The organism is Aquitalea magnusonii, assembly GCF_002217795.2.
Taxonomy (GTDB): Bacteria; Pseudomonadota; Gammaproteobacteria; order Burkholderiales; family Chromobacteriaceae; genus Aquitalea; species Aquitalea magnusonii_B.
The window spans coordinates 4,383,775-4,397,243 of record NZ_AP018823.1 but is presented as its reverse complement, the minus strand read 5'-3'; the positions used below and the strand labels follow the sequence as shown (position 1 = coordinate 4,397,243).

13 protein-coding genes are annotated in these 13,469 nt (G+C 57.6%); 4 read left to right on the top strand and 9 right to left on the bottom strand.

From position 1 onward, the window contains the following. Positions 1-34: 34 nt before the first annotated feature. From DLM_RS20630 to DLM_RS20615, 3 genes are all read right to left on the bottom strand, one after another. Positions 35-301 carry a hypothetical protein gene (locus DLM_RS20630; RefSeq protein WP_089083011.1) on the bottom strand — a complete coding sequence of 89 codons (267 nt, stop codon included), beginning with the start codon at positions 299-301 and terminating at the stop codon, positions 35-37. Next, complete coding sequence (locus DLM_RS23555; protein WP_197715465.1) at positions 301-741, bottom strand: AlpA family phage regulatory protein; 441 nt, start codon at positions 739-741, stop codon at positions 301-303. Before DLM_RS23555 ends, DLM_RS20630 begins: the two co-directional genes overlap by 1 nt. A 103-nt stretch (positions 742-844) precedes the next feature. Further along, positions 845-1,684: a hypothetical protein gene (locus DLM_RS20615; protein ID WP_089083012.1), complete on the bottom strand. Its 840-nt coding sequence runs from the start codon at positions 1,682-1,684 to the stop codon at positions 845-847. Positions 1,685-1,792: 108 nt separating this feature from the next. Between DLM_RS20615 and DLM_RS20610 the strand changes: the two genes are divergently transcribed. Then, a complete protein-coding gene (locus DLM_RS20610) occupies positions 1,793-2,047 on the top strand; it encodes a pyocin activator PrtN family protein (RefSeq protein ID WP_089083013.1) in 255 nt (84 codons plus the stop codon). Between the two features lie 289 nt (positions 2,048-2,336). Here the strand turns inward: DLM_RS20610 and DLM_RS20605 are convergent, their stop codons facing one another. The 6 genes from DLM_RS20605 to rpmH all read right to left on the bottom strand — a co-directional run bounded on the left by DLM_RS20605 (position 2,337) and on the right by rpmH (position 7,757). Next, positions 2,337-3,554: a tyrosine-type recombinase/integrase gene (locus DLM_RS20605; protein WP_089083046.1), complete on the bottom strand. Its 1,218-nt coding sequence runs from the start codon at positions 3,552-3,554 to the stop codon at positions 2,337-2,339. A 340-nt stretch (positions 3,555-3,894) separates the two neighbouring features. Next, positions 3,895-5,247 carry a tRNA uridine-5-carboxymethylaminomethyl(34) synthesis GTPase MnmE gene (mnmE, locus tag DLM_RS20600; RefSeq protein WP_089083014.1) on the bottom strand — a complete coding sequence of 451 codons (1,353 nt, stop codon included), beginning with the start codon at positions 5,245-5,247 and terminating at the stop codon, positions 3,895-3,897. 150 nt (positions 5,248-5,397) lie between these two features. Continuing rightward, entirely contained in the window at positions 5,398-7,047 is a 1,650-nt protein-coding gene (yidC, locus tag DLM_RS20595; protein WP_089083015.1) for a membrane protein insertase YidC, read from the bottom strand. A 19-nt stretch (positions 7,048-7,066) separates the two neighbouring features. After that, on the bottom strand, positions 7,067-7,276 hold the full coding sequence (gene yidD, locus DLM_RS20590) for a membrane protein insertion efficiency factor YidD (RefSeq protein WP_045848138.1): 210 nt from the start codon (positions 7,274-7,276) through the stop codon (positions 7,067-7,069). Then, positions 7,252-7,614 carry a ribonuclease P protein component gene (rnpA, locus tag DLM_RS20585; RefSeq protein ID WP_089083016.1) on the bottom strand — a complete coding sequence of 121 codons (363 nt, stop codon included), beginning with the start codon at positions 7,612-7,614 and terminating at the stop codon, positions 7,252-7,254. The genes yidD and rnpA overlap by 25 nt, the downstream gene beginning before the upstream one ends. Before the next feature lie 8 nt (positions 7,615-7,622). Further along, positions 7,623-7,757: a 50S ribosomal protein L34 gene (gene rpmH, locus DLM_RS20580; protein ID WP_011137953.1), complete on the bottom strand. Its 135-nt coding sequence runs from the start codon at positions 7,755-7,757 to the stop codon at positions 7,623-7,625. 355 nt (positions 7,758-8,112) lie between these two features. Here rpmH and dnaA point away from each other — a divergent pair, with 355 nt between their 5' ends. The 3 genes from dnaA (at position 8,113) to gyrB (ending at position 13,206) form a co-directional block, all read left to right on the top strand. Then, positions 8,113-9,513, top strand: coding sequence for a chromosomal replication initiator protein DnaA (gene dnaA / locus DLM_RS20575; protein ID WP_089083017.1), 1,401 nt, complete (start codon positions 8,113-8,115; stop codon positions 9,511-9,513). Positions 9,514-9,564: 51 nt separating this feature from the next. Beyond that, positions 9,565-10,671 carry a DNA polymerase III subunit beta gene (gene dnaN / locus DLM_RS20570; RefSeq protein WP_089083018.1) on the top strand — a complete coding sequence of 369 codons (1,107 nt, stop codon included), beginning with the start codon at positions 9,565-9,567 and terminating at the stop codon, positions 10,669-10,671. 144 nt (positions 10,672-10,815) lie between these two features. Further along, positions 10,816-13,206: a DNA topoisomerase (ATP-hydrolyzing) subunit B gene (gene gyrB / locus DLM_RS20565; protein WP_089083019.1), complete on the top strand. Its 2,391-nt coding sequence runs from the start codon at positions 10,816-10,818 to the stop codon at positions 13,204-13,206. The last annotated feature ends 263 nt before the right edge of the window (positions 13,207-13,469 follow it).

Sequence of the window (13,469 nt, the reverse complement as noted above, 5' to 3'; positions counted from 1 at the left end):
GCCTTTTGCTTTGGGATACTGACTACCATGGGTGCTATGCATCAATCATGCCCTCCATGTAGGCAATCGCCTTTGCTTCTTCATCCAAGCTTGAAACAACTCTGCAGGCACATTGCGGGCAAATCACCTCAACACAGCCATGAACCGTGCTGCCCTCAATGACACGCTCCGCAATCGCCAAGTGACGCATACGGCCAACTTGCTCACAAAAGCCGCACTTCATGACTTCCACATCAGAACCATGACCATAGGGCCTCGCTGCTTGAATGGAAAGCCGGGTGCCATTACAAATATCCGCCATTAGGCCGCCTCCATTGCTTTTTGCAGACGCTCAGCCAGCCACGCCTCCACCAGATGGCTAGGCCAACCAACAGACGAGCCACCCAAGGAAATCGAAGGTACAAAACCACCCTCACGACCAAGCTTGTAAATGGTGGTTTTGGACAAGCCGGTCAGATGACAGACTTCTCGCAGACGCATCACGCGAGAGCCTGCCGGCCATCGCGATGGCTCAGCCACGGTAGAGCAATCCGCGTCTGATGTGGCCACCGGCTTGGATTGACGATCTGCCAAGAAAGAGTCCAGGTCAGAGCGAAGATAAATGCTGTGACGCCCGGCACGGGTCGAACGAGGAGCACGTCCCTCGCTTTCCCAGGCATTCAGGGTAAAGATAGAAATGCCAAGATATTTGGCTGCTTGCGGACGGGTAAGACGGTCGCTGGGTGCTGATGTGGTTTGCATACATCCTTCCTTTTGAGTTCGCGCCGGACCAAGGCAGTACGGCAAGGAGGATGCTAGAGGGGCAGCTTTCCGACGTGTTATCAAAACGCGGACAAACCGCAAATTAGGCTTTGTTATCTGGACGACGCTGCCAAGCTTTTCTAATGGCGTCCCTATCAACGGGAGCCGTGGGACAATTTATAGTTGCCAGGAATGCTATAACAGCCGGGGCTGGCTTATCCAAGAACCGGTTCAGCTCGGCAAGTTGGATGCGATAGTTTGTCATTGCGCCGGCTTCAGCTTTCGTGTGGCTCGTGGGGGATTTTGCTTCTGGCTTTACAGCAAGTAGCAGCTCTCGCAGCAGTGGCAAAGAAGAGCCAAAGTCGCCACATCTCTGCCGATAACGGATAGCCATGTCATGTACCTCGCCTCCAGTTGCCTGGGCATCGGCAAGTAGGTGCTTCAGTACCCTGCCACGGTAAATTTTCTTGAGCGTGTCACCATCGGTGGCAGCATGTTCCCGATAGGTCTGGCGCTCTTCTGCTGGTGATATTTCTCTTGCGAGATAGTCTGAAGTACCACCCGTGGATCCGGACAGATCGCGTACCCCATATTTCGCACGCCGACCATACACCATCGCATATGGCTGCGCGGACGGCACATCTGGGAGCGCCAGGAAAAGCCCCAAGACACCATCGGGACCGGTAACTATGCTTTGCAACCGCCTCCATTTTTTTCGTAGGCGTTCAGCATGCTCATCTGACTGAGCACCAAATACCGCAAAACGCTGTGCCCGTTGAAAATATCGCTGCCCTTTTGGATTGACCGCCATTTGAGCTACAGCGGTTGCAATTGACTCAGGCAGGCCACAGCCTAGCCAATACGCAGCCAGCTCACCAGGTGTTGTGACATGAGCAGGAACGCCCATGCTGTGCCAACCACCGGGCCCCACAATCTGAGTCATTCGGCTATATCTCCATTTACTCTTAACATCATCGAATGCAACGGTACGATAAATATTGCAGCCTACTCTAAAGATACATACTCACCCAAAGCGGAATGATTGCAGCCAATGAAAACCCTTTTTCTCCTCATGGCGCAGTACGAGCAGCCTGCCATACCACTTAGTGCAATATGTGAGCTGTATTTTGGACTGACGGCACATGAAGCCAACAGGGCCGCGAAACTCAACCGCTTACCGATACCAACATTTAGAGTTGGAACTAGTCAACGCGCCCCGCGCATGGTGCATGTTGAAGACCTAGCAGCTCTCATAGATAAGCAACGCCAGGCAGCCATGAAAAGTTGGCTAAGCAGCAAAGCTTAAGCGCCGTCAGGCTGGTGTTGGAACACCAGCCGCGCCCATGCTTGCAGGGTGTGGGGGGCCTCGATAGGTGTTTTTTATCAGGTCACCGTAGTGACAGCCCGGTTTGTCACTACGAAAAACTATCAAATTCCCCTTTAAAATCAACATTGTCACTACGTCACCATTGTCACTGCGCAAAAACAACTCGGCGGCAAAATGTGCACGCGGCTACGGCTGCACCTGGCCAACCACTCACATACATTTTTCTGACCAGTGTATGAATGGTTTCCGGTGCTAAGGACAGCTGGTGTTATGCCTGCTTGAACAACGGTATTACCTTGGCCCCATCAATCTGCGCCTGCACGAAATCTGCCCAAGCCTGCATGATAGTCCGCCGTTGCTCGGCATACTCGGCACGGTTATACACCCCTTTGATACCTACGATCTTGTGAGCAAGCGCCTTCTCGATGGCGTCAGACGGAAACCCCATTTCATGCAGGTGTGTGGATGCCGTGCGGCGGAAGTCATGCAAAACAAAGTGCTGAACGTCCAACGACAAGGCCCGAACGGCCTGATTAAGTGTGCTCTTGGAAATTGGCCGGTCTGCCTCACCCCGCGAGCTGGGAAAAAGATACAGGGAGCGGCCAGACAGGGCCCGCAGCTCAATCAACAGCTCTTTGGCCTGTCTGGATAGATATACACGGTGCGGCTGATCTTTTTTCATGCGCTCGGCAGGGATGTCCCATATGCCAGCGTCCAAGTCAATTTCAGACCATGTTGATTCGGTCAGCTCGGCTTTGCGCACCATCGTTACCGCCAGCAAGTGTAGAGCCAGCTTCAAAGGACGGCGAATATCAGAGGCATAGACCGCCCGCATAACCTCCCCGATTTCCTTTTCTGACAGCACACGGGTCCGGCTCTCCTCCGTTGCAATAAAGCGGGCCACCAGGGCTGCCGCCGGATTGCTTTCCACCAGGCCACGGGCAATAGCAAAATCGTACATCCGCTTGAGGACATTGCGGGTCAGCAAGGCAATCTTGGGGGAACCACGCGACTTGATACGATCGCATAACTCAAGCACATCAGCCGGTTTGACATCAGCCAAGGGCATGCCACCCAGCCAAGGCAAAACGTCCTTGGCCAGAATCCGGCGAATGGTGGTTTGATAGCTCTCAGACTTCCCCGGCAGCTGCTCTGCAATCCAAGCCTCAGCAAAAACAGAAACTGTGTTGAGCTTCTCGACTTTAGCCGCCTGGACCGCTCTCTTGGGCGACTCGCCCTTGGCCACTAGCGCGGCCCATTCATCACGTTGCCGGCGAGCATCAGCCAGGCTGATTTCCGGATAGTTCCCTATGGTCAGTGCGGGCTGTCGCACCCCATGCAACTGGTAGCGATACCGCCAAATCTTGGAACCGCTCGTCATGACCTCCAGCAGTAGCCCGCCAGTATCACTGACCCGGTAACGGTCTGCCTTGGGTTTCAGAGATTTGATTTTTGTATCAGTCAGCGGAGTGGCTTGGCGAGGCATGATTTCCCTTTCTTGGGTACACACATTGGTACACATCCCGCACACATGAAAATTACATGGAACCCTTATACAGAAAGGATTTCAGGGATAGATAGCAAGCGGCTACGTTTTCCATGTACCAACCATGGACAATCTCAAGGGGATTTTTGCCACCATTTCCCGCAGAATTCTCACATTTTGGTACACAGTATTTTTCATATTTCCGGACGTGTACCTAAGTGTGTACCCAAAACAGCGGCATGTCCACGAACTAGCGCGCACCTCCAGATACAATAAAAGCCCCGATCTACGGGGCTTTCAATAATACTTAGCACTCGCCAGTACCGGAGCGAACACTAAATTACTTTCCGATGCAGAAGCGGCTGAAGATGACCCCGAGCAGGTCGTCCGGGGTGAACTGGCCGGTGATTTCCGACAGCGCGTTCTGCGCCAATCGCAGCTCTTCGGCGAAGATCTCTACCATTTCCCAGTCTGTGTGCGCCAGTTCCATATGCTCGGCCGCGCGGCGGATGGCGTCCAGATGGCGCTCGCGTGCCAGGAACACGCCTTCACTGGCACCACTGTAGCCAATCAGCTCCAGCAGGCGGGCTTTCAGCAGATCCACCCCTGCATGGGTGCGGGCGGACAGGCGCAGCACGCTGCGGCCATCTTCTTCGGCCATGCCGATGGTTGCGCCGCTCAGGTCGGCCTTGTTGTAGATGAACAGGCGCGGCAGTTGCGGCGGAATGCGTTCCAGAATGGCTTCCACTTCGGCAGTCACGCCTTCACGGCTGTCCACCAGCACCAGTGCCACGTCGGCGCGCTCCACCGCCTGCCAGGTGCGTTCGATGCCGATTTTCTCCACCACGTCGTCGGTATCGCGCAGGCCGGCGGTGTCGATGATATGCACCGGCACGCCGTCGATGACAATTTCCTCCCGCACCGTGTCGCGGGTGGTGCCGGCAATATCGGTGACGATGGCGATATCGTCCCCAGCCAGCGCATTCATCAGGCTGGACTTGCCGACATTGGGCTGCCCCACCAGCACCACGTGCATGCCTTCGCGCAGGATGGCACCTTGCCGTGCGGTGGCCTGCACCTGTTGCAGGCGCTGACGCAGGGTTTGCAGCTTGCCCAAGGCATCGGCCTGCTTGAGGAAGTCGATTTCTTCTTCCGGAAAGTCCAGCGTGGCTTCCACCAGCATGCGCAGGGTGATCAGCTCATCCACCAGCACGTGGATTTCATTGGAAAACGCGCCTTTCAGCGATTTGAGCGCGCTGCGCGCGGCGGTTTCGCTGGAAGCATCAATCAGGTCGGCCACGCTTTCCGCCTGGGCCAGGTCCATCTTGTCGTTGAGGAAGGCGCGCTTGGAAAACTCGCCCGGCTCGGCCAGCCGTGCGCCCAGTTGCAGGCAGCGGGTCAGCAGCATATTGAGCACCACCGGCCCGCCGTGGCCTTGCAGCTCCAGCACGTCTTCGCCGGTAAAGCTGTTGGGGCCGGGGAAGTACAGCAGCAGGCCGTTGTCGATGGCCTGGCCATCTGCCGCGTAGAAGTCGGTATACGTCGCGTAGCGCGGCTTGGGCTGTTTACCACCGGTAAGCGCAGCGGCAAAGGGCAGCAAGTCACGCCCTGACACGCGGATGACCCCTACCCCGCCACGACCGGGTGCGGTGGCGATGGCACAAATGGTGACGGGAGCGTAGAGGCTAGGCATGGCGGTTTCCTTGCTGCGGACAGGCTGACCGAAGCAGCCGCCAGATGGATGGCGACAGCGGCTTGGGTCAACTTGCGTTGATTTTTTACTGTATCAGAAAGAAAGCCCGGCCTTTGTCTGGCCGGGCTTTGTCAGTCACTACCGTCCATATCAGGACTGCAGGGCGACTTTCTTGCTGTTTTCAATGCTCTTGTTGATGTACCACTGCTGGGCAATCGACAGGATGTTGTTGACTGCGTAGTACAGCACCAGACCAGCCGGGAAGAAGAAGAACATGGCCGAGAAGGCAACCGGCATGATCTTCATCATCTTCGCCTGCATCGGGTCAGTCGGCGGTGGGTTCAGGAAGGTTTGCAGGAACATGGTGGCAGCCATGATCACCGGCAGCACATAGAACGGGTCCGGACGGGCCAGGTCGGTGTACCACAGGATCCACGGAGCCTGACGCAGCTCAACCGAAGCCAGCAGCGCCCAGTACAGGCCGATGAACACCGGAATCTGGATCAGCATGGGCAGACAGCCACCCAGCGGATTCACCTTCTCGCTCTTGTACATTTCCATCACGGCTTGCTGGAACTTCATACGGTCGTCGCCGTATTGTTCCTTCATGCGTTCCAGACGCGGTGCCAGGGCCTTCATCTTGGCCATGGAGCGGTAGGAAGCGGCAGTCAGCGGATAGAAGATGGCCTTCACGGTGAGGGTGAGCAGCACAATCGCCCAGCCCCAGTTCTGCACCAGACCATGCAGCTTGGTCAGCAGCCAAAACAGCGGGGAAGCGAAGATGTGTACCCAGCCATAGTCCTTGGAATATTCCAGGCCGTCGGCAATCTTGGTCAGCACGCTGTAGTCTTCCGGGCCGGCATACAGCGGCACGGTGATGGAAGCGGTCTGGCCCGGATTGATGGTTTTCAGGTCCACGGTGGCAGCGGCGGAATACAGGCCGTTGTTGTCTTTCAGCTCGAAGTGGCAGGACTTGTCGTCCTTGCACACGCTGGCAGCATCCAGCGGCTTGAGAATCCAGGCGGTCATGAAGTAATGCTGCAGCATGCCCACCCAGCCGTCGGTGGCAGTCTTGGCGTAATCACCCTTGCCCTTGGCCAGATCCTCGAAGGCAACCTTCTGGAACTTGTTTTCAGCGGTGTACACCGCCGGGCCGGTAAAGGTGTGGGCAAAGCGGCCTTCACCTTCCGGTGCCTGACCATCACGCAGGATGCGGTAGTAGGCAGTCGGGGCCAGCGGGGTGGTGCCGCCGTTGGTGATATCAAAACGCACCGCGATATCGTAGCTGCCCTTCTTGAAGGTGTAGGTTTTCACCACTTGCACGCCATTGGCGGCCGGGGCGGTCAGCTTCACCTGCAGGCTGTCGCCACTCAGGGTGTAGCTGGATTGTGCCGCGGAGTAGACCGTCTTGTGGGTGGGCAGGGCCGGGTTGCTGGCAGCCACCAGACCGGTCTGCGCCACGTACACGCGGCCATTCTTGTCGGTGAGCAGCTCGAACGGCTTTTTGGCGTCCGTGGCGGAATCGTGCTTCAGCAAATCCAGCTGACGCAGGTCACCACCCACGGTATCAATTTCGGCCTTGATCACGTCGGTCGTCACACGGATGCGCTGGCCGGCGGTGAGTTTGGCAGCTTCAACAGGCTGGGCGCTGGCGGTATGGCTGGCCGGTGCGTCCGGCTGCGAAGCCGTTTGTGTCTGTGCCACCTGCTGCGGAGCAGGCTTGGGCGCAAAATACTCCTGCCACAGCAGCAGGATGCCCATGGACAGAACGATGAAGATTATGAGTCGCTTGGAATCCATCTCTACGATACCGGAAAGTTCAGGGAACCGGGTCATAACCACTGCCACCCCAGGGGTGACAGCGCCCGATGCGTTTCATCGCCAGAAAGCCGCCCTTGCAGGCGCCATGCTTTCTCACCGCCTCGATCGCGTAACTGGAACAGGTCGGCACATAGCGGCACCGTGGTGCCAGCCAGGGGCTGATGGCCAGTTGGTAAAAGCGGATCAGGAGGATGAGGAGGCGCGACATCGTGCCAGTTTAGCAAAGAGTGTAGACAAGGCGATGACAGCTTCTGCTCTGTCAGCGCGTGAAAAAGCCAGTTTGGCACGGACAATGTAGTCCTGTGCCGGCAAGGAGGCCTGATTCAGGCGGAACCACTCGCGCACGGTACGCTTGATGTAATTGCGGCGTACGGCTCGCTTGTGGACCTTCTTACCCACCACCAGGCCAAGCCGGGCATGGCCCAGATCGTTGGGACGGGCATACACCTGAAACAAAGCCGTGCTGCGCGCTTGCCGCAAACTAAAAACGGATGAAAATTCATCCGTTTTTAATAGCCGGTGCACACGGCGAAAGCGATAAGTCATTACTGAACTTATACGGCCAGGCGCTTGCGACCCTTGGCGCGACGGGCGGCGATAACGGCGCGGCCACCGCGGGTCTTCATGCGAACGAGGAAGCCGTGAGTGCGCTTGCGACGGGTAGTGGAAGGCTGGTAAGTACGCTTCATGATAAAGAATTCCTGTTTCGAAACGGAAATAAACGCGTGATTTCACAAGAAAAACCGCCGTTTGTCAATGGCAAATTTTTAGCGCACCTGTGGATAACTTTGTCGAAAACCGTTAGAATGTCGAAACTTAACGCACCCCACCCCCTGCGTAATTATTAAACGAAGCCGCCCGCCCAAGGGCAGCACGCGCGACAGGAGGATGGTGCAAGCCACTTGCCATGCATGAACACATGCCAGGGCTGCACCCGCGCCGGACATAGCCGTCCGGCCATCCCACCAGGGTGACAACCATGGCTCCTCCCGCCGCAACGCATATCGTCAACGGCGGGTTTTTGCTTTTACTTGCGTGTACTTAATGACCGAACTGGATCAATTCTGGCCTGCCTGCCTCGCACGCCTCGAGGCCGAACTGTCTTCACAGCAGTTCAATACCTGGATCAAGCCGCTGGCGGCTGAAGCCAATGAAGAAGGCATTGCGCTGTTTGCCCCCAACCGCTTCATCATGCAGTTCATCAAGGACCGCTTCCTTGGACGCATTGAAGAACTGGCGGTAGAGCTGGTGGGCGAAGCCCCGGTCGAACTGCGCCTGGGTGCGCCCAGCAACAAGCCGCTGGCCGTACCGCCTGCAGTGGGCAATGGCGTGCGCAAACCGGCCCCGGCCCCGGCCACCAGCAACGACACCCCCAGCCCGGCCAAGCAGGCGGCAGTAAAAGCCATTGGCGGCAGCCACGAAAGCACCCGGCTGAACCCGGCCTTTACCTTTGACACGCTGGTGACAGGTAAGGGCAACCAACTGGCGCGTGCCGCCGCCATGCAGATTGCCGAGAATCCGGGCGACCAGGCCTACAACCCGCTGTTTGTCTACGGTGGCGTGGGCCTGGGTAAAACCCACTTGATCCAGGCCATTGGCAACCACGTGTTCCAGAAGAACCCGCAAGCCAAAATCCGCTACATCCACGCCGAACGCTATGTGGCCGACATCATGCGCGCCTACCAACACAAGGCGTTTGACGAATTCAAGCGCTACTACCACTCGCTGGATTTGCTGCTGATTGACGACATCCAGTTTTTTGCCGGCAAAAACCGCACCCAGGAAGAATTCTTCTACGCCTTCAACGCACTGATTGAAGGCGGCAAGCAAGTCATCATGACCTGCGACACCTACCCCAAGCAGATAGAAGGCATGGAAGAGCGGCTGATTTCGCGCTTCTCCTGGGGCCTGACGGTGGAAATCCAGCCGCCGGAGCTGGAAATGCGCGTGGCCATTCTGATGAAAAAGGCCGAAGCCGACAGCATCAAGCTGGACCACCCGGTAGCGTTTTTCATTGCCCAGAACGTGCGCTCCAACGTGCGCGAACTGGAAGGCGCGCTCAAGCGCGTGGTGGCCTATGCCCGCTTCACCAACCAGAGCATCTCGCTGGACCTGGTGAAAGAAGCCTTGAAGGACATCCTGGCCGCCGGCAACCGCCAGGTGACGGTGGACGCCATCCAGAAAACCGTGGCCGAGTACTACAAGATCAAGCTGTCCGACATGCACAGCAAAAAGCGCAGCCGTGACATTGCCCGGCCGCGCCAGGTAGCCATGGCACTGGCCAAGGAGCTGACCCAGCTCTCGCTGCCCAATATTGGCGATGCCTTTGGCGGCCGCGACCACACCACCGTGCTGCATGCCTGCAAAACCATTGCCGAAATGCGTGGTAATGACGCCGATATGGCGCACGATTACGATACGCTGCTATCCATGCTGCGTAACTGATATGTTGATTCAACCGATAACTGACTCTGGACACATTCGGGAGCCCGAAACATGCTGATCCTGCAAGCCGAACGCGATGCCCTTCTCAAGCCCCTGCTGGCCGTGACCGGTATTGTCGAACGCCGCCACACCCTGCCGATTCTTTCCAATGTACTGATTGAAAAGAAAGGCGGACAGGTAGGCTTCCTGGCGACTGATCTGGAAATCCAGATCACCACCGCCAGCGCCGACGAACTGCCGGGCGAAGACTTCCGCCTGACCACCTCGGCCAAGAAGCTGCAGGACATCCTGCGAGCCATCCCGGACAAAACCACCGTCACGCTGGAACAACTGGACGGCCGCCTCACGCTCAAAGCCGGCAAAAGCCGCTTCAACCTGCAAACCCTGCCGGCAGAAGACTTCCCGCTGCTGTCCGTGGGCAGCGCCAGCGAATCCAGCTTCAGCCTGAGCCAGCGCGAACTCAAACGCCTGATCTCCCAAGTGCAATTTGCCATGGCGGTGCAGGACATCCGTTACTACCTCAACGGCCTGTTGATGCAAACCGACGGCAACCAGGTAAAACTGATTGCCACCGACGGCCACCGCCTGGCCTTTGCCAGCGCCGACGTGGAAGCCACCCTGCCCAAGGCCGAAGTCATCCTGCCGCGCAAAACCATCCTGGAGCTGTACAAACTGCTGCAGGACAGCGACGACGAAATCAACATCGAAGTGCTGGCCAACCAGGTACGCTTCAGCTTTGGCTCCACCGTCATCATCAGCAAGGTGGTGGACGGCAAGTTCCCCGACTACAACCGCGTGATTCCGCTGGATAATGACAAGATCTTCCTGATCGAACGCCTAACCTTCCTGCACGCGCTGCAACGCGCCGCCATTCTGGCCAACGAAAAATTCCGTGGCGTGCGGCTGGTACTGGCACCGGGCAAAATGTCCATCCTGTGTACCAACAGCGAACAGGAAGAAGCGGAAGAAGAACTGGAAATTGCCTATCAGGGTGGTGAACTGGAAATCGGCTTCAACATCAACTATCTGCTGGACGTGCTGACCAACCTGCCAGCCGATACCCTGCAGATGGCGTTTGGCGATGCCAACCGCAGTACGCTGGTGACCATTCCCGACTACAGCAACTTCAAGTACATCGTGATGCCGATGCGCATCTAGGGAGTAGTGAGTTGGAAATAGGGAGTCGGGCTTGACCACTCCCTCGGCAGGTCTTGAATTTGACTTTATTACAGCAGGCAGCGTGATGACGCAGTGGCTTACTCCCCACTCCCGACTCACTACTCCCGCTGTTCAGGAATAAGCATGAGCGAACAGGAATACGGCGCGGATAGCATTAAAGTCCTCAAGGGTCTGGATGCGGTACGCAAACGCCCCGGCATGTACATTGGCGATACCTCGGACGGCACCGGTCTGCACCACATGGTGTTTGAAGTGCTGGACAACGCCATTGACGAAGCCCTGGCCGGCCATGCCGACACCATCAAGGTCATCATCAACCCCGACAACTCCATCACCGTATCGGACAACGGCCGGGGCATCCCCACCGACATCCACCCGGAAGAAGGACGCTCGGCGGCCGAAGTGATCATGACCATCCTGCACGCCGGCGGCAAATTCGACAGCAACAGCTACAAGATTTCCGGCGGCCTGCACGGCGTAGGTGTATCCGTAGTAAATGCACTGTCCGACTGGCTGAAGCTGAAGATCTGGCGTGACGGCAAGGTACACGAAATGGAATTCCGCCGCGGCGACGCCGTGGCCCCGCTTACCGTTACCGGCCACAGCAACCACCGCGGCACCGAAGTCACCTTCCGCGCCAGCGAAGAAACCTTTGGCGTGGTGGAATACCACTTCGACATCCTGGCCAAGCGCATCCGCGAACTGTCCTTCCTCAACCAAGGCGTAGGCATCAACCTGCTGGACAAGCGCACCGGCAAGGAAGAAAACTTCGCCTTCTCCGGCGGCGTGGCCGGCTTTGTGGAATACATGAACCGCAACAAAACCGTGCTGCACCCCAAAGTGTTCCACGGCATGGGCGAAAAAGACGGCATGAGCGTGGAAGTGGCCATGCAATGGAACGACTCCTACCAGGAAAGCGTCCAGTGCTTCACCAACAACATCCCGCAACGTGACGGCGGCACCCACATGACCGCCCTGCGCCAGGTGATGACCCGCACGCTCAACCAGTACATCGAAGAACACGAAGTGGCCAAAAAGGCCAAGGTGGACACCACCGGCGACGACATGCGCGAAGGCCTTACCTGCGTGCTGTCCGTCAAGCTGCCCGACCCCAAGTTCTCCAGCCAGACCAAGGACAAACTGGTATCCGGCGAAATCGGCCCGGTAGTCAACGAAGTGATCAGCGAAGCGCTGAAAACCTACCTGCTGGAAAACCCCAACGACGCCAAAACCATCTGCGGCAAGATTGTGGACGCCGCCCGCGCCCGCGAAGCCGCGCGCAAAGCCCGCGAAATCACCCGCCGCAAAGGCGTGATGGACGGCCTGGGCCTGCCCGGCAAACTGGCCGACTGCCAGGAAAAAGACCCCAAGCTGTGCGAACTGTACCTGGTGGAGGGTGACTCTGCCGGCGGCTCCGCCAAACAAGGCCGCGACCGCAAATTCCAGGCCATCCTGCCCTTGAAGGGCAAGATTCTTAACGTAGAACGCGCCCGCTTCGACAAAATGCTGCAAAGCCAGGAAGTGGCCACCCTGATTACCGCCATGGGCTGCGGCATTGGCAAGGACGAATACAACCCGGACAAACTGCGCTACCACCGCATCATCATCATGACCGATGCCGACGTGGACGGCGCCCACATCCGCACCCTGCTGCTCACCTTCTTCTACCGCCAGATGCACGAACTGGTGGAACGCGGCCACATCTACATTGCCCAGCCGCCGCTGTACAAGGCCAAGCACGGCAAGCAAGAGCGCTACCTGAAGGACGACTACGAGCTGAACCAGTACCTGCTGCAACTGGCACTGGAAAAAGCCGAACTCATCCCCGCCACCGACGCCCCGGCCCTGGCCGGCGACACCCTGGCCGAAGTAGCCCGCCAGTTCCTGGTGGCCCGCGCCGTCATCGAACGCGAAAGCCGCGTCATCGACCCGCTGGTACTGGAAGCCATGCTCAAATCCGGCCGCCTGTCGCTGGAAACCGAGCACGCCGCCCAGGACAGCCTGGCCCGCCTCACCGCCCTGGTGCCGGCTGACGCCATCGTGCTGGAACTGCTGCACGACGAAAAAAACGACGGCCACCTGATCAAAATCACCCGCAAACTACACGGCAACGTGCTGGTAACGGTGCTGGACCAGGACTTCCTGGAAACCGGCGACTACGCCGAACTGGCCAAAACCGGCGACCTGCTCAGCGGCCTGCTGCGCGAAGGTGCCAGCGTACGCCGCGGCGAAACGGTGAAACCGATCAGCGAATTTGGCCAGGCACTGGACTGGCTGCTGGCCGAAGTGAAAAAGGGCATGAACATCCAGCGCTACAAAGGCCTGGGCGAGATGAACCCGGAACAACTGTGGGAAACCACCATGGACCCCAACGTGCGCCGCCTGTTGAAGGTACGCATTGAAGACGTGATGGGCGCGGACGACGTGTTCACCACCCTGATGGGCGACGAAGTGGAACCCCGCCGCGCCTTTATCGAAGGCAATGCCCTGATTGCGCGGAATATTGATGTGTAAGGGGTAGTGTAGATAGACTCATAAGCTGAGAAAAAGAGGCCCATAAATTGAGAAATTTATGGGCCTCTTTTTTTGGATTGTTACTGCTAATGAGTCAATGCCGTCTTGTAACGGTGCCTTAGTATGGGTTCAGGCAACTTACGACCCATTGCAGCCATTAGATTTTGGTGTGGCATGCCGACCGCTTTGAGGTGCGCGCAGTCATGGATAGCAGATAAGGAAGGTGTAGGTTCAATTCCGGCATGCGGTAGATTGTGTGGTCT

Excerpts from the sequence above, each read along its gene's own strand:
- rpmH (WP_011137953.1), bottom strand. The coding sequence starts at position 7,757 with ATGAAGCGTACTTACCAGCCTTCCACTACCCGTCGCAAGCGCACTCAC.
- DLM_RS20605 (WP_089083046.1), bottom strand. The coding sequence starts at position 3,554 with ATGCCTCGCCAAGCCACTCCGCTGACTGATACAAAAATCAAATCTCTG.
- dnaA (WP_089083017.1), top strand. The coding sequence starts at position 8,113 with ATGACCGAACTGGATCAATTCTGGCCTGCCTGCCTCGCACGCCTCGAG.
- DLM_RS20630 (WP_089083011.1), bottom strand. The coding sequence starts at position 301 with ATGGCGGATATTTGTAATGGCACCCGGCTTTCCATTCAAGCAGCGAGG.
- rnpA (WP_089083016.1), bottom strand. The coding sequence starts at position 7,614 with ATGACTTATCGCTTTCGCCGTGTGCACCGGCTATTAAAAACGGATGAA.
- DLM_RS20610 (WP_089083013.1), top strand. The coding sequence starts at position 1,793 with ATGAAAACCCTTTTTCTCCTCATGGCGCAGTACGAGCAGCCTGCCATA.
- DLM_RS23555 (WP_197715465.1), bottom strand. The coding sequence starts at position 741 with ATGCAAACCACATCAGCACCCAGCGACCGTCTTACCCGTCCGCAAGCA.
- gyrB (WP_089083019.1), top strand. The coding sequence starts at position 10,816 with ATGAGCGAACAGGAATACGGCGCGGATAGCATTAAAGTCCTCAAGGGT.
- mnmE (WP_089083014.1), bottom strand. The coding sequence starts at position 5,247 with ATGCCTAGCCTCTACGCTCCCGTCACCATTTGTGCCATCGCCACCGCA.
- DLM_RS20615 (WP_089083012.1), bottom strand. The coding sequence starts at position 1,684 with ATGACTCAGATTGTGGGGCCCGGTGGTTGGCACAGCATGGGCGTTCCT.
- yidC (WP_089083015.1), bottom strand. The coding sequence starts at position 7,047 with ATGGATTCCAAGCGACTCATAATCTTCATCGTTCTGTCCATGGGCATC.
- dnaN (WP_089083018.1), top strand. The coding sequence starts at position 9,565 with ATGCTGATCCTGCAAGCCGAACGCGATGCCCTTCTCAAGCCCCTGCTG.
- yidD (WP_045848138.1), bottom strand. The coding sequence starts at position 7,276 with ATGTCGCGCCTCCTCATCCTCCTGATCCGCTTTTACCAACTGGCCATC.